The 15800-nt window shown below is 50.6% G+C and carries 17 protein-coding genes; 6 read left to right on the top strand and 11 right to left on the bottom strand.

Going from position 1 to position 15800, the window contains the following annotated elements; all coding sequences use genetic code 11:
* Positions 1–15: 15 nt before the first annotated feature.
* On the bottom strand, positions 16–999 hold the full coding sequence (locus Q366_RS11875) for a hypothetical protein (RefSeq protein ID WP_035239130.1): 984 nt from the start codon (positions 997–999) through the stop codon (positions 16–18).
* A 43-nt stretch (positions 1000–1042) separates the two neighbouring features.
* On the bottom strand, positions 1043–3376 hold the full coding sequence (locus Q366_RS11870; RefSeq protein ID WP_051958013.1) for a heavy metal translocating P-type ATPase: 2334 nt from the start codon (positions 3374–3376) through the stop codon (positions 1043–1045).
* Between the two features lie 237 nt (positions 3377–3613).
* Here Q366_RS11870 and Q366_RS22165 point away from each other — a divergent pair, with 237 nt between their 5' ends.
* The 4 genes from Q366_RS22165 to Q366_RS11855 all read left to right on the top strand — a co-directional run bounded on the left by Q366_RS22165 (position 3614) and on the right by Q366_RS11855 (position 4731).
* A complete protein-coding gene (locus Q366_RS22165; RefSeq protein ID WP_281175488.1) occupies positions 3614–3748 on the top strand; it encodes a hypothetical protein in 135 nt (44 codons plus the stop codon).
* Positions 3726–3962: a hypothetical protein gene (locus Q366_RS11865; protein ID WP_035239129.1), complete on the top strand. Its 237-nt coding sequence runs from the start codon at positions 3726–3728 to the stop codon at positions 3960–3962. The genes Q366_RS22165 and Q366_RS11865 overlap by 23 nt, the downstream gene beginning before the upstream one ends.
* Positions 3963–4261: 299 nt before the next feature.
* Positions 4262–4465 carry a hypothetical protein gene (locus Q366_RS11860; protein ID WP_035239128.1) on the top strand — a complete coding sequence of 68 codons (204 nt, stop codon included), beginning with the start codon at positions 4262–4264 and terminating at the stop codon, positions 4463–4465.
* Complete coding sequence (locus Q366_RS11855; protein ID WP_035239127.1) at positions 4465–4731, top strand: hypothetical protein; 267 nt, start codon at positions 4465–4467, stop codon at positions 4729–4731. The genes Q366_RS11860 and Q366_RS11855 overlap by 1 nt, the downstream gene beginning before the upstream one ends.
* 8 nt (positions 4732–4739) lie before the next feature.
* Here the strand turns inward: Q366_RS11855 and Q366_RS11850 are convergent, their stop codons facing one another.
* The 6 genes from Q366_RS11850 to Q366_RS11825 all read right to left on the bottom strand — a co-directional run bounded on the left by Q366_RS11850 (position 4740) and on the right by Q366_RS11825 (position 10685).
* A complete protein-coding gene (locus tag Q366_RS11850; protein ID WP_035239126.1) occupies positions 4740–5468 on the bottom strand; it encodes a FeoA domain-containing protein in 729 nt (242 codons plus the stop codon).
* 25 nt (positions 5469–5493) lie between these two features.
* The gene (locus Q366_RS11845; protein ID WP_245619948.1) at positions 5494–7674 is read right to left on the bottom strand and encodes a heavy metal translocating P-type ATPase; all 2181 of its coding nucleotides are present in this window, start codon (positions 7672–7674) and stop codon (positions 5494–5496) included.
* On the bottom strand, positions 7671–8069 hold the full coding sequence (locus tag Q366_RS11840) for a hypothetical protein (protein WP_035239125.1): 399 nt from the start codon (positions 8067–8069) through the stop codon (positions 7671–7673). The genes Q366_RS11845 and Q366_RS11840 overlap by 4 nt, the downstream gene beginning before the upstream one ends.
* 241 nt (positions 8070–8310) lie before the next feature.
* On the bottom strand, positions 8311–9249 hold the full coding sequence (htpX, locus tag Q366_RS11835) for a zinc metalloprotease HtpX (RefSeq protein ID WP_035239124.1): 939 nt from the start codon (positions 9247–9249) through the stop codon (positions 8311–8313).
* Positions 9250–9384: 135 nt separating this feature from the next.
* Positions 9385–9975, bottom strand: coding sequence for a FlgO family outer membrane protein (locus Q366_RS20350; RefSeq protein ID WP_051958012.1), 591 nt, complete (start codon positions 9973–9975; stop codon positions 9385–9387).
* 11 nt (positions 9976–9986) lie between these two features.
* The gene (locus Q366_RS11825) at positions 9987–10685 is read right to left on the bottom strand and encodes a hypothetical protein (RefSeq protein WP_035239123.1); all 699 of its coding nucleotides are present in this window, start codon (positions 10683–10685) and stop codon (positions 9987–9989) included.
* A gap of 383 nt (positions 10686–11068) precedes the next feature.
* Between Q366_RS11825 and Q366_RS11820 the strand changes: the two genes are divergently transcribed.
* Both Q366_RS11820 and Q366_RS11815 read left to right on the top strand, forming a co-directional pair.
* Positions 11069–11644, top strand: coding sequence for a carbonic anhydrase (locus Q366_RS11820; protein WP_245619947.1), 576 nt, complete (start codon positions 11069–11071; stop codon positions 11642–11644).
* Between the two features lie 116 nt (positions 11645–11760).
* Complete coding sequence (locus Q366_RS11815) at positions 11761–12684, top strand: hypothetical protein (RefSeq protein ID WP_245619946.1); 924 nt, start codon at positions 11761–11763, stop codon at positions 12682–12684.
* 56 nt (positions 12685–12740) lie between these two features.
* Here the strand turns inward: Q366_RS11815 and alr are convergent, their stop codons facing one another.
* The 3 genes from alr to Q366_RS11800 are packed head-to-tail and all read right to left on the bottom strand — an operon-like array spanning position 12741 to position 15650.
* Positions 12741–13910: an alanine racemase gene (alr, locus tag Q366_RS11810; protein WP_035239121.1), complete on the bottom strand. Its 1170-nt coding sequence runs from the start codon at positions 13908–13910 to the stop codon at positions 12741–12743.
* Positions 13910–14770 (bottom strand): aminotransferase class IV, encoded by an 861-nt coding sequence (locus tag Q366_RS11805; protein ID WP_035239120.1) that lies wholly within the window; start codon positions 14768–14770, stop codon positions 13910–13912. Before Q366_RS11805 ends, alr begins: the two co-directional genes overlap by 1 nt.
* A 43-nt stretch (positions 14771–14813) precedes the next feature.
* Entirely contained in the window at positions 14814–15650 is an 837-nt protein-coding gene (locus tag Q366_RS11800) for a class I SAM-dependent methyltransferase (protein ID WP_035239119.1), read from the bottom strand.
* Between the last annotated feature and the right edge of the window lie 150 nt (positions 15651–15800).

Genomic DNA, 15800 nt, shown 5'->3' with positions numbered 1-15800 from the left:
TCCTTTTATATTTTTTTATTTCGTACTTGGATCAACGTCAGGACCAGGGGTAGACGGGGCTGCGGCATCTGCCGCATTTTTTCCAAAAAGGCTGCCAAAGGTTTTACCCATGGCCCCGCGAACGGTTTCACTGGTTAAAAGGACAGCCGCTGCCGCCCCCACAACAGCCCCTTTCCAGAACTGATCATCCTGGGAGGTTTCAGTCCACAGGGTTTTCACCACATCAGCCACCGAGGCATCGCCTTCGGCAAACTCTTCAACCGATTTGATAATATGGGCATAATCAGGCTGATGGGGCTCGGGCTCAGGTGCCTGCCCGGACGGATTCTGGGTTGTATAATAGACATACTGGCTGTTCTGAGGCGGCGGTACGGGCGGGCCCTGGGGCATGGCATAGTACAGCTGGCCCGTGGCCGGGTCCATAATCACATTGGGCTGAAACTGGGCCTGCTGTCCGGCGGCCTGGGCCTGGGGGGACTGTGAAACAGTCTGGTGACCCTGCGGGTCCAATGCCGTTGCCTGGCCCGACGGATCACCCGACGGATCAATGGATGCTGCCCGGGATGCTGCCCGGACCGCATCTGCAGATGACGCCTGGGTCGGCCCTCCCGGTGGCGGGCCCTGGGGCATGGCATAGTACAGCTGGCCCGTGGCCGGGTCCATAATCACATTGGGCTGAAACGGGGCTTGCTGTCCGGCTGCCTGGGCCTGGGGGGACTGTGAAACAGTCTGGTGGCCCTGCGGGTCCAATGTCGTTGCCTGGCCCGACGGATCACCCGACGGATCACCCGACGGATCATTGGATGCTGCCCGGGCCGCATCTGCAGATGACGTCTGGGTCTGCCCTCCCAGGGGCTGGCCGGGTATGGCCTGGGCCGCCGGTTTCGATGAAACCGGAGCCGTGCCCGGCCCCCGGGGGGTCATATTTTCGGTTGGGGCGGCCAAAGGCTCATGGGGCATTGCCGCACCCACCGGTGACTGATGGTCATGGGTTTCCATGTATCTCTCCTAAAATGTTGTATATATTATCAACGGTACATTATTAACGGTACAATTCGTACTGATCTTCTTTTTTTTCAGACGGTATGGCGGTCTTGGCATTTATTTTATTTTGTTGCGCTTTGTCTTTGGCTCTGAGGCCCATAGGTTTGCAAGGCAGTTCCCAGGATAAAAGACGGCTGGAATTGAATAGGATGCCGGCCGTATGGAAGATATGAATCATGCCGGCCATAACAGGGGAGAGCATCCCAAGCATGCCCAGCGCGGCCCCTCCCAGATCAGTAGTTATTGCAAAATAGTGATTCTGATCAATAACCTTCATGGTCTGGTGGCTTAAATTCCGCACTTTTATCAGGCCTTCCAGGTTGGCATCGGCAAGGGCAATGTCGGCAGCTTCCAGGGCCACTTCTGCCCCGCCGGCCCCGATGGCCACACCAATATCGGCCCGGGCCAGGGCCAGGGCGTCGTTTACCCCGTCTCCCACCATAACCACCCGGTGATCTTTTTGCAGCTCCGCCACCCGGCCTGCCTTTTCTTCGGGCAGCAGCGGGGCCCTGCAGTCATCAAACGGAAAAATATCCATCATGGTCCGGGCCACTTCCTTGTTGTCTCCGGTGACCAGGTGAATGGCCTTGACGCCGTCGGCTTTAAGATAATTCAACACGTCCACGGCCTCGGGCCGGATGGGATTGGCGATGCCCATCATACCCGTGGCGCTGCCGTTCCTGGACACAAAAATAACGGTGCGGCCAAGGGCCCTTTGTGCAGCTGCTTTTTTATCAAACCAGCGCAGATCCACCTCATGCTCTGCCATGAACTGCCGGTTGCCCACCAGGACCACTTCCTCGCAACCGATATTGCATGACACCCCCCGGCCGGCCTTGAATTCGCAAACCGCATGGGCCTGAACAGTCAAATTGCGCTTCCCGGCTTCGGCCAGGATGGCCCGGGCCATGGGGTGCTGGTTATGGGACTCGGCCGTAGCAGCCAAAGACAGGATCATCTCTTCGGAAATGGACGGGGTCCTGCCGACAATGGTCATAATCCGGGGCAGATCCTGGGTCAAGGTACCGGTCTTGTCAAAGCAGTAGACATCGGTTTTGCCCACGGTTTCAAGATAAAGGCCGCCCTTAATGAGGATGGAATTTTTAGCCGCATTGGCCAGGGCTGCGGTAATCGCCGAGGAGGCGGCAAGGACCGTGGCGCATGGACAGGACATGACCAGCATAACGGTCAGGGCCCGCAGGGGATCCAGAGTCAGACCCAGGGTGGCTGCCGTGGCTGCCAGTCCGATTTTCAGCAGCCTTGATGCCAATTCATCCGCCTTATGTTCGGCCGGGGCTTTATTGGAAAGGCAGTCTTCAACCATGCGCATAATTCCGGAAAGGTAGGTGTCCTGGCCGGTTTTCACGGTGCGGATGAACAAGGTACCCTGGGAAATAATAGTGCCGGCATAGACCTTGTCCCCAATCTCTTTGAACACCGCTTCCGAGCGGCCGTTAATGGTGGATTCGTCCACCAGGGCGTCCCCGTCCAAAACCGTGCCGTCCACCGGGATCTTTTCCCCGGTATGAGCCGCCACAACATCATCGGGACGGATGTCGCCCACAGCGGTTTCAACCTCCATGCCGTCCCGCATCACATAGGCAGTGGCCGGGGCCACTTCCAATATGTTGCGAATGGCTTTTCTGGACCGCTGGGCCACATAATCTTCGGTTAATTCAGCCACATTATAAATCCACAGGATCTGGATGGCAGAAAAGGCTTCCCCCATAAAAATCGTGGCAACAGACCCTGCCGCCAGAAAGGGTTTAACCGTGATTTTTTTCTTTTCCGCGGTATCCCTGACGGCTTCTTTGATCAGAGAAACGGTGCCGGCCATGGCTGCAACGCCCAGAAAACTTAATGGATTCTGGGCCAAAGCCAGGCCGAATATCCATTTTCGGACCAAAGCAACAATCATGACAGAAGAGAGCCATGTCACCCGCCTGGCCTTGGTTGGAAAGGATGCGTCTTCATGGGTGCCGCACAGACACCCCGGACATGCCAGGCCACCGGCATCCGCAGGATCGTCATCCGGAAAGGCCACAGGATGAGACACCTGGGCCAGAACAGCCTGAATCAAACTGTCAAAATCTGTTTTGCATGGATCAAACAAAATAATAACCGATCCGCTCAGGGCGCGGACATCGGCCCGCCTCACCCCCACCTGGCGGTTCATGAATTTCTGCATCCAGAAGGCATTTTGGGTGTTCTGCCGGCAGGAGACAACCTGCACCCGCACCCTTCCGGGGATGAACTGCCTTACCCGGATGCCGTTCTTTTTCAACAGACTTCGGGTTATTGTCCGGGAGTTACCGTTTATTTTTTCATTCATAGGTTTCTTCGCCTAAATTATTTATTTTTGGTTGCCACCGTACCACAACTCGTTAGGCAATTCAAACTTTTAATACATATTAAATTAATTTCATAAAAAAATAATTTAATATGTATTGCTCTGTAAAATATTCATGATCGTATAAAATTATTTATTGACTATCAAATTAGCCTAAACTAATATTAACCACTGATTAGATCAATACTAATAATATTAAATTGCGTTACAGGAGGAAATATGGCACCGTTTATACCCATAGCCTGCGGGCTGGCAACCATTTTAACCTGTGCCCTGGCAGTGCAAACCGGGAAAGGGACACAAAAAACCATCAAACGAAGAAAACAAAGAGATGCCAAAAAAAATAGATCCTGAAATAAAAAAAGAGATCGCCAAAATCACCATGACAGCCAGTTTAGGTGTTGCAGTGATTACGGCCCCCTTTTTAAAAAGAAACAAAACAGTGAAAAATATCCATGCCGGTGCCGGAGTATTGCTTGCGGCCAGTGCCCTGTGGCACCATTTTTTATACCATTCTGAAAAAAAGTCCCCAAAAGTGCTGCCTGCACCTGACAAGCCCAAAGCCTGACACAAAAATGGGTGGGTTCGGCATATTTCACACCATGTTCATAATTTGTTGACACCCCCATTGAAGCCAAGTGACTTCCGGAAAAGTAAGCAGATAAGATTTTCACATGTTAGCTGAAATAAATTTAGCAATTACAAACATTGAAATTTTTTATATTTCAAGTTAGTCAAAATTAAAATACCCAATAAATTTAAATAGTTGACAAGAAAACTTTTCAAGCTTATCATAGAGACCATGGAATATATATCTATAAATATTTTTCATGGGTAACACCGAATTCACATATTAAGGAGGACATTATGTTTTATCTGCCATTAACAGGATCACCCCTTGGCTGGGTCATACTCGGCGTGGGCGGATATGCCCTTTACAAAACAGGCAAAAAAAAAGGACAGGATGAGGCTGCCGCTTCCCAAATTACGGAAGATTCGGGTACACCGGGGACAACGGGTACACCAGGGACAGAGGATAAGGCAAAAACAACAGATAAAGGAGAAAAATAATGAGTGTACCACTCGTCGCACACCCGATCGGATGGGTTGTTCTCGGTGCCGCAGGCTATCTTACCTATAAAGCAGGAAAAAAGGTCGGAAAAAAGGCAGAAGAGGATATTGCCCAAACCAGCCTGTCTGACCGGTTTGTCAAAGGAGCCATGAAAGCGGTTTATAAAACCCAGAAAGGCGTTTCCCAGGGTATGGGAAAAGCCAAAGAAAAATACGGGAACCTGTGGGAAGAAGCAAGGACAGAGGTCAACACCGTATCAAACTAAGACCAATATCATGTCGCTGTCCGGACGATGACTGCGCCAGCCTTTTCAGGTGTAAAAAAAAGGCGCAGTCCGCCCGGACTTGATATGGTGACAGGCACACTTTCCGGCCCATGCCCCTCAAGGGAATGGGCCTGGTCAATGGATTCCAGGGTCAGCTTTGCCCCAACCATCACCCCGTGGGTTTCCAGGTGCTTAACGCCCCTTGGTCCGCCCATCACTTCCGTAACCTCAAAATCAAGGTCTTTTTTGGCAAAGTAAAACTGGGTGGAGTCCTTTCCCGGATAGTGTCCCCATATCCTTGCGGTTTCACCTTCGGACAGCCGGGTTCTTTCCCGCCGGTTAATCAGAACCAGATAGTCCATATGGGGTAAAGAACGGATAAAACGGATCTTGCCGTCCACGGGAAGGCCTAAATGCGCCAGGGCTTTTTCAATAAACCTGCCGCCGGAATGAATCTCCACATGGCCTTCCTGGCCTTTTTTCATCTGGCTCAAAGGGATATTTTCCCCGGATTCCAGGTGAATATACAGCTTCATGACCATACCCGCCGGAATAACCACGTCACCATTTTCCCCGTGTACCCGAACGGAATTAAAATTAAAGTCTTGGTCATGCCGGATAATGTGCCCGCCGATAAACAACCCCATGCGTTGCATCCATTTTTCCAGGGCTGAATTGGTGACCTGAAGCAGTATAAGTTCTGTGTTTACCGGTGCATCAAGCAATGACGAGTACATTTTGCCCCCTTTTTTTAAAATTCAATTATTGGGTGTCACCGGCTGTTTTCCGGTATGCCGGACCATTGTTCTCATTTTCACCAGATGATTCGCACGCTGTTTCAGGCGTCTTTTGGACGTTAGCAATAAGCTGTTTTTCCCTCATTCCTGCATACCCTATAATTCCCAAGGTGGATACATTATGAAGGATTGCGGCGGCCACAGGACGAAGCCATCCCAGGGAAGCCAGGAATAAAAAGGAAGAATTGAGAGACACCGCGGAAACAAAGGCCTGCTTTATGGTTTCCTGGCAGCGCAGGGCGATCAGGCGGGCGGTAAGCAGGGTATTTAAATCTTCCCTGAGCAGGATCACCTGGGCAGACTCCTTGGCCAGATCCGCACCGGAAGGCAGGCAGATCCCTACATGGGCAGACACCAGGGCCGGGGCATCGTTCACCCCGTCTCCGGTAAAGCCCAGGATACAGCCTTGGTCCTTGAGCCGGACCACAATATCGGCTTTATCCTCGGGCCGAAGCTCGGCATACACCTCGTCCACATCCGGCAGGGAAGCGGCCAGGGCATTGGCAGTACGTTCCGTGTCTCCGGTGAGGATGATAATTTTCTTAACGCCGGCAGCCTTAAGCCCGGAAAGCACTGCCGGTGCTTCGGGTCGAAGTTCGTCCCGCAGCCCTAAAACGCCTTCAAGGATCCCGTCCCGGGCCACATAAAGCAGACTTTTTCCCTCTTTCTGGAAAGCAAGGGCAGCCCCATCCGCACCTGAGCAGTCAATGCCTTCGTCATCCTCTATAAAATGCCGGCTGCCCACCAGGACATTGAGATCATCAATATAGGCAGACACCCCGTGGGCCACGATAAAGTCCACCTGGCTGGTGGGGGAAAGGACAAGCCCCCTGTCCCGGGCCGCGCCCAACACGGCAGCGGCCACAGGGTGGGCATAATGTTCTTCGGCAGAGGCGGCCAGCACAAGAAGCTGGTCATTATCCAGGCCTTGTGTACTGAATACATCTGTCACCTTAAGTTCTCCCCGGGTCAGGGTGCCGGTTTTATCAAATACAAGGGTATCCACCCTGGCCAGACTGTCCATGGCCTGGGCGCCTTTGAGCAGTACACCCTGCAGAGCTGCGGTGTGCATGGCCACGCGCACGGCAACAGGGCTGGACAGTTTGATTACGCAGGAATAATCCACGGTAAGCACGGCAGCCGCTTTTTCCAGATTCCGGGTCAGGGCAAAAAGCCCCACACCCAGGCCAAAGGTAAGGGGCACCAGTTTATCCGCCAGTTCATCACTTTTTTTCTGGGAATCGGATTCATATCGCAACGAGTCTTCTAAAAATTTTGAAATCCTTGCCACGGCCGTCTCCGCACCCACATGGACGGCCTGGAAAATAATGCGGCCCTCCTCTACGACGGAACCTGAAATGACCTCATCGCCGGGTTTGACATGAATGGGCACAGACTCCCCTGTCACTGAACTTTGATTAATGGCGGCCTCTCCGTTTACCACCCGGCCGTCCAGGGGAATCATTTCACCGGCCCCGCAAACCACACGGTCGCCAATGCCCGCGTCCTCAAAAGGGATCTGGATCTCCTGACCGTCCTTTTCTATCCAGATTTTGTCAGTCTGGGGTTTTAACAGGTTTTTCAGAAGTCCCGTGGTTTTTGTTTCACTGATTTTTTCAAAATATTCACCCAGGGCAAGCAGGGTCACAATGGTGGCGGCCGTAAAATAATCCCGCCGCCACAAGGAAAACGACACGGCAGCCCCATCCAGGACCTCCACTTTAAGCTTTCGGTTCCAAAGACAGATCAGACCGTCAAAAATCACAGGGGCGGACAGCACCAGGGCCAGGGGTGCGGCAAATAATGCAGGCAGAAAAAAACAGGCAAGGGACAACATCCCTTTCATTGACAGGTTTAAAAGCGATGGGGGCGATTTTCTGTCGTTTTTCCCGTTGAACACATCCAAAGGCAGGTCCTGGATGCACCCGAGCACAGCAGCCCGTGTTTCTGCCCGGCCGTCATACCTGACAATGGTCGAAGAGGCCCTGCCGTTCAACCGTGCGGATTCAACCCCTGGGATGGTTTCCAGGGAGGCTTCCAGGTAATCGGGGTCCAGATCCGGGTCCCGCAGGAATCTTCCTTTCAGCCGCATCCGGTTGGGCAGTTCACTGACAATGCTAAAAGGCCGGCGTGTACACGCAGTCATGGGGCATCCGTTCCCCGGGTGGCACATGGGGCTTCCGGGCCTTTTTTCATTATTGTATCGATCAAATATCCGGCCCCGGCAAGGGCTGCGGCGGTCATGCCGATATCCACCAGGCTTTTTCTACCGGTCAAAGAGAGAATCAGCGAGGCAGCCGTCCCTTTGGCAAGTCCATTGAGCACAGCCTGGGTTTTGCTCATGGTTCCGTTCTGCACATCCACCATGTTTGACCCAATGGTAGCAGCAGAAGCGATGGTAATGGCCGCCAACGCCAGGGGGGGATACGATTCCCGGGGAACAGGGACAGGCCCAAACGCCTGGGACAGGGACGGCAGTGTGGATTCTGCGGGCCGAAGTATCGAATTTTGCGGGGCTAAAACAGGGTCAAAACTATTCATTGGGGGCAGCCTTGTTCTTTCCTTAAAGTCAATAAAGAACCTGATCACCCGGTGATGATGCCAAAACATATCGCAAAATACAAGCAAATTTTATAGAAATACGACAAAATTAACTTCAACTGACTATATTGAGTCTTAACATCCGGACTCTGGTAAGACTTACGGTATAGTTCACACCGGCATCAATCTGTTTCTGTACTGCCCCGTCCCGGCCCAACAGCCATAACGCCTCCTTATCAGCTCAGGACAGGTTGTCCCAGAATGACCGGCTCTGGTCGTCCATGGTTGGTCCGTCTTGTCCTTCCTGGCGGGAATTGCCGGAAAAATTTTGACCCGGGGGCCGGGAGCCCATAAGACGGGCCACACGCTCTTCAATGGGCGGATGGGTGGAGAACAGATTCATCATCTGCTTTCCGGTCAACGGATTGACGATAAACATGTGAGCCGTGGCAGGACTGGCATTGACCTGGGCCTGGCTGCGGCTGAATCCCCCCAGTTTTGACAGGGCTGATGCCAGGCCATTGGGGTTGCCGGTTATGCTTGCGGCAGTGGCATCTGCCAGGTATTCCCTGGATCTGGACACCGCCATCTGCACAACCATGGCGGCAATGGGTGCCACCATGGACATCACAAGCACGCCAATGATCCCAAGCCCGCCCTCGTCATCATCCGAGCCTCCGAAAAAGGCTGAAAACCTGGCAATGGTGGCAATCCACATGATGGCCCCGGCCAGGGTGGCGACAATCGTAGAAATAAGGATATCCCGGTTTTTTACATGGCCCAGTTCATGGGCCAGGACCCCTTCAAGCTCCTCCTGGGTCATCATGTTCATCAATCCCTGGGTCACGGCGACAACGGCATGTTCCGGGTTCCGGCCCGTGGCAAAGGCATTGGGCGCGGATTCAGGAATCAGATAAATTTGGGGCATGGGCAGGCCTGCCTGCCGGGCAAGGCGGGCCACGGTATCAAACAGGCCCGGGGCCTGGAACCGGTCCAGGGGCTGGGCCCGGTACATTCTTAAAACAACCTTGTCGGAATACCAATAACTTGAGATATTCATGACACCGGCAAAAATCAGGGCAATGAACATACCGGTCTGTCCTGCTAAAAGATATCCGAGCACCAGAAACAAACCGGTCATCATGATCAGCAGCATGCCGGTCTTAAATTGATTTGCCATATTTTTCCTCCACACCGATAATTGTATATTCACTGAAAGTCTTTGATTTCCAAAACGCAAAAAGAATATAAATCCCATGGTAAAAAAATCAAGCAGTTATACATGAGAAGCATCTTAACTTTATGGCATTGATTTCTAATACCCCCATAATCTTGCGTTTGTTATCGTCATTGATTGTGCCGTGGAACTGCAGATATTGTCTGTAGTACTGGTAACCATTCGAATAGATAGATACAATTTCGTTAAAGGTCTGTTAAGCATTGTTTCACCATATTTTTTGGATTCCAACTCTTCTCCGACAGCATAGGTCCCGACAACTACCGCCTGCACATCGTATGATTTTGCAATCTCCTGAAGTTTGCGGGAAAGAACAAATTCCCCCTGCCCCTTTTTTATAAATATTTTATTCTGTCCCATTTTCAACTCTTTAACAGTGTAGCCTCTCTGGGACAGTTTATTTGCTAATATCTCTCCGGCCATCCGGCCCATAGAGGATGATTGTTCAAGATTATTAACACTGACAAGGCTTGTCACGATAATTGCTTTTTCTTTGTCAATGGGGATCTTGCAGTTTTTTACCAGGTCATTCACCGCAGCATCACATATCGTGATTAAATTTGATTCAGGCAGTTTTTTTTCTGCCTGATCGACCGAAAAGTTCTCCTGATAGGACGCACAACCCATAAGAATAGATACCAACGCAATAAAAAATATTTTTTTTAACATGACAGATTCCTTTATTCACTTACCATATATTTTTTTGTAACGGCTTTTTTGTATGGAAGATCGGCTGAAAAACAATAATGGGATTTATCAAGTCCGTTTATATAGTAAACATCTGATTTTCTATATAATAAAATGTTTTGTTTATCGAGAACTGAAAAATTTATAATAATCTCACTGCCTGGCACTTTCGTTGTGTCCAGATTGACAGCCTGTGCAGCAATATCAAGAGCAACAGCTGACGCCATCAGCCCAGGAGTTACCCGGCTGCTGTTTTTCCAGACTTTATAGACCCCGTATTCCAATGCATAAGCCATTGAAAAACTACCTGGGTATGGATCAGGACCACGATCGGTCTTGTGTTCTACCAGTTGCAAAGACCAGTCAATTTTTGTTCCATCGTATTTATCATTTACCTGTACTCCTGAATTAACAAGGTAGGTTGTTAAACAAGAACGGAATGCCCGTGTAAATGAAGAATTATCGCTTGGCACAATGGATACTTCATGCCCTAAGGCAAATTTAAGCTGTTTGGATTTCTTCATCTCAGAGACCAGATCTTTGACCAGGATTTCCCAGTGATGGGTTGCCTGCAATTTTTTTTGACTGCTAAAGAAAAAATTTTCCGATTTTGGTTGTTTGGCACACCCCGTAAAAATAATGCCAAAGCAAAACAATATTAATATGATATGCTTTTGATACAGATGGCTCATGACTCTCCCCTGAATAATTAATAAATTGAAGGACATTCTGCACTTAACCGGTATCTGCTGATTTTCTATTTTGTCGGCTCTAAAGACCCCCCATGATCTGGCGGACACAACAAACTATGAAAGACATTCATACCACTGAACACACAGAAATCACAGAATTTTATCTTCAGTGTCTTCTGTGATTTCCGTGGTTAAACTTTTTCATATAAACCCTATAAAATTCACAATAAATAATATAGGGTTCAACACAAAAAAATTGAAAATCACGGGAAATATCGGAGAACCCGAAGTCAACCATATCAAATTTTCCCGTGGTAGGCGGCCTGGCCTATTGGAAGCCGGGCGTTTGCCACAAAATCTATTCTTTCAAAGGAGGACGGACAATGATGAAAAAAACTTTAAAATCTATTGTGGTTGCTAGCTGTTTTTTGGCTCTAACCAGTGGACCTGTTTTTGCCAGTGGGAGCAAAGCAGCCAAACCAAGTCCAGATGAAGCAATAGCCATGCTGAAAGCAGGTAATGATCGTTTTGTAAGCGGTAAAGCAACCCACCCCCATACTGATGCTGCCCGTCTTGCTCTTGCCGGCAAAGAAAATCAGGGAGATCACGCCTATGCAACGGTAATCACCTGCTCTGACTCCAGAGTTCCGGTTGAACTTTTATTCGATGCCGGTGTTATGGATCTTTTTGTTATTCGTGTTGCCGGTAATGTTCTGGATGTTGATGAGGTAGGGTCTGTTGAATATGGCCTTGCCCATGTAAACACCCCGGTATTTGTAGTGCTTGGACATACCCAATGTGGCGCAGTAACCGCAGTGACAAAAGCCGTCCAGGGTCACGGCCACCAATTGGAAAGAAATATTCCACCGCTGGTTGATAACATCATTCCAGCAGTAAAAAAGGCGATTGCATATAATCCAAGTGCCCACGGTGATGATATCATACCTTATGCAATTTGAGGCGAATCCTAAAAGAGCCATGGAAGCAATGGCAAAAAAAATTTAGGTTTTTACGATTGGGGCCGATGTATTATCAGGGAAAGAGGAAATTCGTAAAAAACTGCTAATCCAGGAGAATGATGATGACCAGCGTGCCGCAAGTCAACTCCTACGGTCTGCATAACCAGGCCGCACTGTCAAACACCAGTACTGCTTCAAGTTCAAGCGAACGGTATGCAAAATCATATTCAAGCCTTGATGCGGGACTGACCATCCAGACCCGGGAAGGAGATGTGGTTACCCTGTCCACCAGTCAGTCTTCCGAACTTGAAGCCTACGAATACAGCAGCCAGGGCATAGTCAGCAATGAAGACGGCTATGCCGCCGCTTCCTACAATGTCCGGGAGATTACCTTAACTACCGGAGAAACCTTTGCATTCACAGTGGAAGGGGACTTAAGCGAAGAGGAACTCAAGGATATTGAATCCATTATAACCGGTGTGGACGGTATTATCGGCGAGATGATGGAAGGGGATATGCAGGACGCTGTTTCCCAGGCCATGAGTATGGGATATTACGACTCAATATCTTCCTATGAGGCGGATATTACAGTCGCGTATGGATACGCCATGTACAGCGAAGATAAGACCTCCACCACAGGTGCCCTGGGACAGGACCTGGCCGCAGCATATCTTGAAGAGTCCGATGATACGGATACAGATGATGGCCAGACCACACGTCGCACGCTAGGTAATCTGGATACCTCTTTGATGGATCAATTGACCGAACTTCTGGAAAAACAGCAGGAAGACGCCCTGGCACGAGCACGTGACCCCTTAAGCAGCCTGTTTGACCATTATCTGGAAACCCAGGAAGCGAATAAGGCCAGTGAGGCACAGGCCAATGGGGAAGATGCCCTGGTGGATGAAAACCAGGCAGATGATGATGATGCTGTGACCTCTTTTTCCGATCTTATTAAAATCGCAGCCCAGGCCGTTGACCGGACCATCGCGGATATGGTGAAAAACGCCTTTGATAAGACCTTGAAATCCATGATTTAATCAGGCAATGCCGTATCCGGGCCGAAGATTCCCGGCCCGGCATGGACATCCGCCTTTTACAGATATGACACAGGCATCCGCCCGGTCAGGCCTGTGGTGACCTCGTAATTAATGGTTTCGGTTAGACCGGCGATATCATCAGCCGTAATCCGCTCATTTTCCTGGGAACCGAGGATGGTGACATCGTCTCCGGGTTTGACCCCTGGAATGTGCCCCACATCAATCATGGTAAAATCCATGGTGACCCGGCCCACAATGGGGGCCTTTTTGCCTTTGACCAGCATCTGCCCCCGGTTGGACAAAAGCCGGCTGTACCCGTCTGCATACCCGATGGGCACCGTGGCAATCACCGTGGGGGCTGCTGTGACATGGGTCCCCCCATAGGAGATGCTGAAATCCCTGGGCACTGCCTTGACATAAATGACCTTTGCCGTGATGGACATGACCGGCGTCAGCTTATGCCCTGTGATGTCCACCTCACGGGATGGGGACATCCCGTACATGGCAATACCCGGGCGTACCATGTCAAAATGGGCTTCAGGCAGCTCAAGAACCGCCGCAGAATTGGCTGCATGGCGGATTTCGGGGCGAATGCCCATATCCGCGAGCATGGCAATCATCTCATTGAACCGGGCCAGTTGTCCTTTGACATGGGTTTTGTCAATGATATCTGCCTTGGCAAAATGGGTGTAGGCACCTTCCACCCCAAGGCCTTTCAGGTCCGCAATCCCCCCGGCCTGAAGTATGCCGGTCGCTTCCCTCTGGTCCTGGGAGGCAACACCGGGATGGAGGAATCCCATGCGTCCCATACCCGTATCAATCTTTATATGAATTTTCAGCGTGGTATTTAAGGCTTGGGCCGCCCCGGACAGGATCCTGGCTGCCTGGATATCTGCCACGCTTGCCCGGATGCCGTGGGTTGCAAGAAAGGGGACCTGTTCGGGCAGGGCTTCTCCCAAAAGAAGAATGGGTGCGGTGATGCCGGCACCTCTCATGGCAACGGCTTCCGAGATCCGGGCCACGGCAAGAAAGGATGCCCCGTTTTCAAGGGCGGTTTTTGCGCAGTGTATCCCGCCATGCCCGTAGGCATTGGCCTTGACCACGGCGCAGAACCGGGTACGGGCCGGGATCAGGCGTTTCAGGGTTCGCACGTTCTGTCCAAAGGCGGACAGATCCACCTGAACCCGGCTTTGGGGCTCAAGGACAAGTGCATTGGAGGAATTCATCACTCTGTTTCTCCAAGACCGTAGGCGGTTGTATAGGCGTTCCAGTCCGCCATCAGGGCAAGGGTTTTTTCTCCGGGTTTGCCGTCGGAGATAACCGTATCGTCCACCTGGATGACGGGCACAATCTCTTTGTTGGATGCCGCGATAAATACTTCATCAATGTCGGCCAGATCTGCCTGGGGGATAAAATCCAGGACAATGTCATATTTTTTTTCTAAAAGTTCCAGCACAGCGCCCCGGGTTACGCCGGGCAGAATGCCGTCGGGCGGGGTGATCAGGGTGGTGCCTTTGAATGCGAAAATATTGGTGGTGGTGCCTTCCAGCAGCCGGTTGTCCTTGTCTTTGTAGATGGCTTCAACAGCGCCAAGGCTGCTGGCCTTTTGCTGGGCAAAAATGGCTGACAGATAGTTGGTGCTCTTGGCCTGGGGGATAAATCTTTCGATGTCCACAGTGATGATTTTGGCACCTTGGGTATACCACCAGTCCGGCAGTTCATGCTTGGGCGTGACCATGACCATGAGGATACCGTTGCCCTGGGGGGTTACGCCGTCAGGGCTGATGCCGCCGGTGTAGACGATGCGGATATTATCCTCTTTGTGGTGGGGGTTCCTTTCTATGGTCTGCATGACAATATCGCAGATCTCTTTGTTGGAATGGTTCAGTTCAAGTCCGATGTGGCGGGCTGAATTTTCCAGGCGGGCCACATGTTTTTCCAGGCGAAATGGACGTTTGTTATAGGTGATCAAAAAGTCAAATACACCAAATCCCCTTAATACGGTGATGTCTTTTACGGAAAGGGTGGCCTTGTCTTCGGATACGAATTTGCCGTCAATATAATACGTGTCATAATAAGTGTCCACGGTTTGCTCCTTTTATTGCAACGATTTGTTAAACATATTATTTTTAAGAAAAATTGGATTTTATCCAGATGTTTTCCACGCACAGCACTGCCTGTTCTTTGAAATTTCTTTCCATGTTTGCGCCGAAACGCCCGGCATTTTCTCCAAAAACCAGGCCCGGATTCAAAGGGCCTGGCCCCCTGTTTTTTTTGATGGCATTGACCTTTTCCCACCAAAGCGCCGCATCTTTTGTTTTATCTGCACTGAGAACAAGTTCAAATCCGGCGGTTTTTGCATATCCCCCGAGATCTTGCCGGGAGCAGAGCATGGAGGCAGACGCATTGCCGGCCCAGGGAACGGGGTAAAAAGGATCAGGTCCCGGGCCATCCACAATCTCATGAAGGATCAGTTTTCCCCGGGGTGCCAGTACCCTTGAAAATTCGGCAAAAGCCTTTGATTTGTCTTTTATGTTGAGCAGTACGTGCTGGCAGAGTACGGCATCAAAAAAGTGATCCGGGTAAGGCATTGCCAGCAGGGAACCCTGTTTAAAATTTATGGTGCCGTCCTTTGCAAGGCCGCACCACTGGTTTAACACGCCTGCGGTTTCAATGAAGTCCTGGGACAGGTCAATGCCATGGACAACAAGACCCAAATTTTGTGCCAGAAGCCGGGATGTGCCGCCAATGCCGCAGCCTGCATCCAAAATGGTCATGCCTTTGTCCAGGCCGGCGTGTTCCAGCAGTTCAAGGGTGGCAGGGGCCCCTCCCGTATGGAGCTGGTCAACCGGGGCAAGGTCCCGCAGACTGATCTGTTCGGGATTTTTTCCTGCTTTTTCAAGTCCCCGGCGGATTTTTGCCCCAAGATCCGGGCAGGTATAATGGGCTTTTACAGAATTTTTCATATGTTATTTTCCTTTAAACCGGGGTTCTCTTTTTTCCTTTACGGATCAACATGGGGGTGCCAGGCATAATTAACGCTCCTAAAATTGTTGGGAAAAGCCTATATACAAAGGAATGTCATTGTCAAACAGATTCACAACCTTTTTATCTTA

The sequence above is a fragment of the Desulfobacter vibrioformis DSM 8776 genome (assembly GCF_000745975.1).
Taxonomy (GTDB): domain Bacteria; phylum Desulfobacterota; class Desulfobacteria; order Desulfobacterales; family Desulfobacteraceae; genus Desulfobacter; species Desulfobacter vibrioformis.
The sequence above is the reverse complement of the archived record's forward strand: the minus strand, read 5'-3'. Positions and strand labels throughout refer to the sequence as shown.

What these genes read in the sequence shown, in the direction of transcription:
- Q366_RS11875 (WP_035239130.1), bottom strand. Translation starts at nt 999, where the DNA reads ATGGAAACCCATGACCATCAGTCACCGGTGGGTGCGGCAATGCCCCAT.
- Q366_RS11870 (WP_051958013.1), bottom strand. Translation starts at nt 3,376, where the DNA reads ATGAATGAAAAAATAAACGGTAACTCCCGGACAATAACCCGAAGTCTG.
- Q366_RS22165 (WP_281175488.1), top strand. Translation starts at nt 3,614, where the DNA reads ATGGCACCGTTTATACCCATAGCCTGCGGGCTGGCAACCATTTTAACC.
- Q366_RS11865 (WP_035239129.1), top strand. Translation starts at nt 3,726, where the DNA reads ATGCCAAAAAAAATAGATCCTGAAATAAAAAAAGAGATCGCCAAAATC.
- Q366_RS11860 (WP_035239128.1), top strand. Translation starts at nt 4,262, where the DNA reads ATGTTTTATCTGCCATTAACAGGATCACCCCTTGGCTGGGTCATACTC.
- Q366_RS11855 (WP_035239127.1), top strand. Translation starts at nt 4,465, where the DNA reads ATGAGTGTACCACTCGTCGCACACCCGATCGGATGGGTTGTTCTCGGT.
- Q366_RS11850 (WP_035239126.1), bottom strand. Translation starts at nt 5,468, where the DNA reads ATGTACTCGTCATTGCTTGATGCACCGGTAAACACAGAACTTATACTG.
- Q366_RS11845 (WP_245619948.1), bottom strand. Translation starts at nt 7,674, where the DNA reads ATGACTGCGTGTACACGCCGGCCTTTTAGCATTGTCAGTGAACTGCCC.
- Q366_RS11840 (WP_035239125.1), bottom strand. Translation starts at nt 8,069, where the DNA reads ATGAATAGTTTTGACCCTGTTTTAGCCCCGCAAAATTCGATACTTCGG.
- htpX (WP_035239124.1), bottom strand. Translation starts at nt 9,249, where the DNA reads ATGGCAAATCAATTTAAGACCGGCATGCTGCTGATCATGATGACCGGT.
- Q366_RS20350 (WP_051958012.1), bottom strand. Translation starts at nt 9,975, where the DNA reads ATGTTAAAAAAAATATTTTTTATTGCGTTGGTATCTATTCTTATGGGT.
- Q366_RS11825 (WP_035239123.1), bottom strand. Translation starts at nt 10,685, where the DNA reads ATGAGCCATCTGTATCAAAAGCATATCATATTAATATTGTTTTGCTTT.
- Q366_RS11820 (WP_245619947.1), top strand. Translation starts at nt 11,069, where the DNA reads ATGATGAAAAAAACTTTAAAATCTATTGTGGTTGCTAGCTGTTTTTTG.
- Q366_RS11815 (WP_245619946.1), top strand. Translation starts at nt 11,761, where the DNA reads ATGATGATGACCAGCGTGCCGCAAGTCAACTCCTACGGTCTGCATAAC.
- alr (WP_035239121.1), bottom strand. Translation starts at nt 13,910, where the DNA reads ATGAATTCCTCCAATGCACTTGTCCTTGAGCCCCAAAGCCGGGTTCAG.
- Q366_RS11800 (WP_035239119.1), bottom strand. Translation starts at nt 15,650, where the DNA reads ATGAAAAATTCTGTAAAAGCCCATTATACCTGCCCGGATCTTGGGGCA.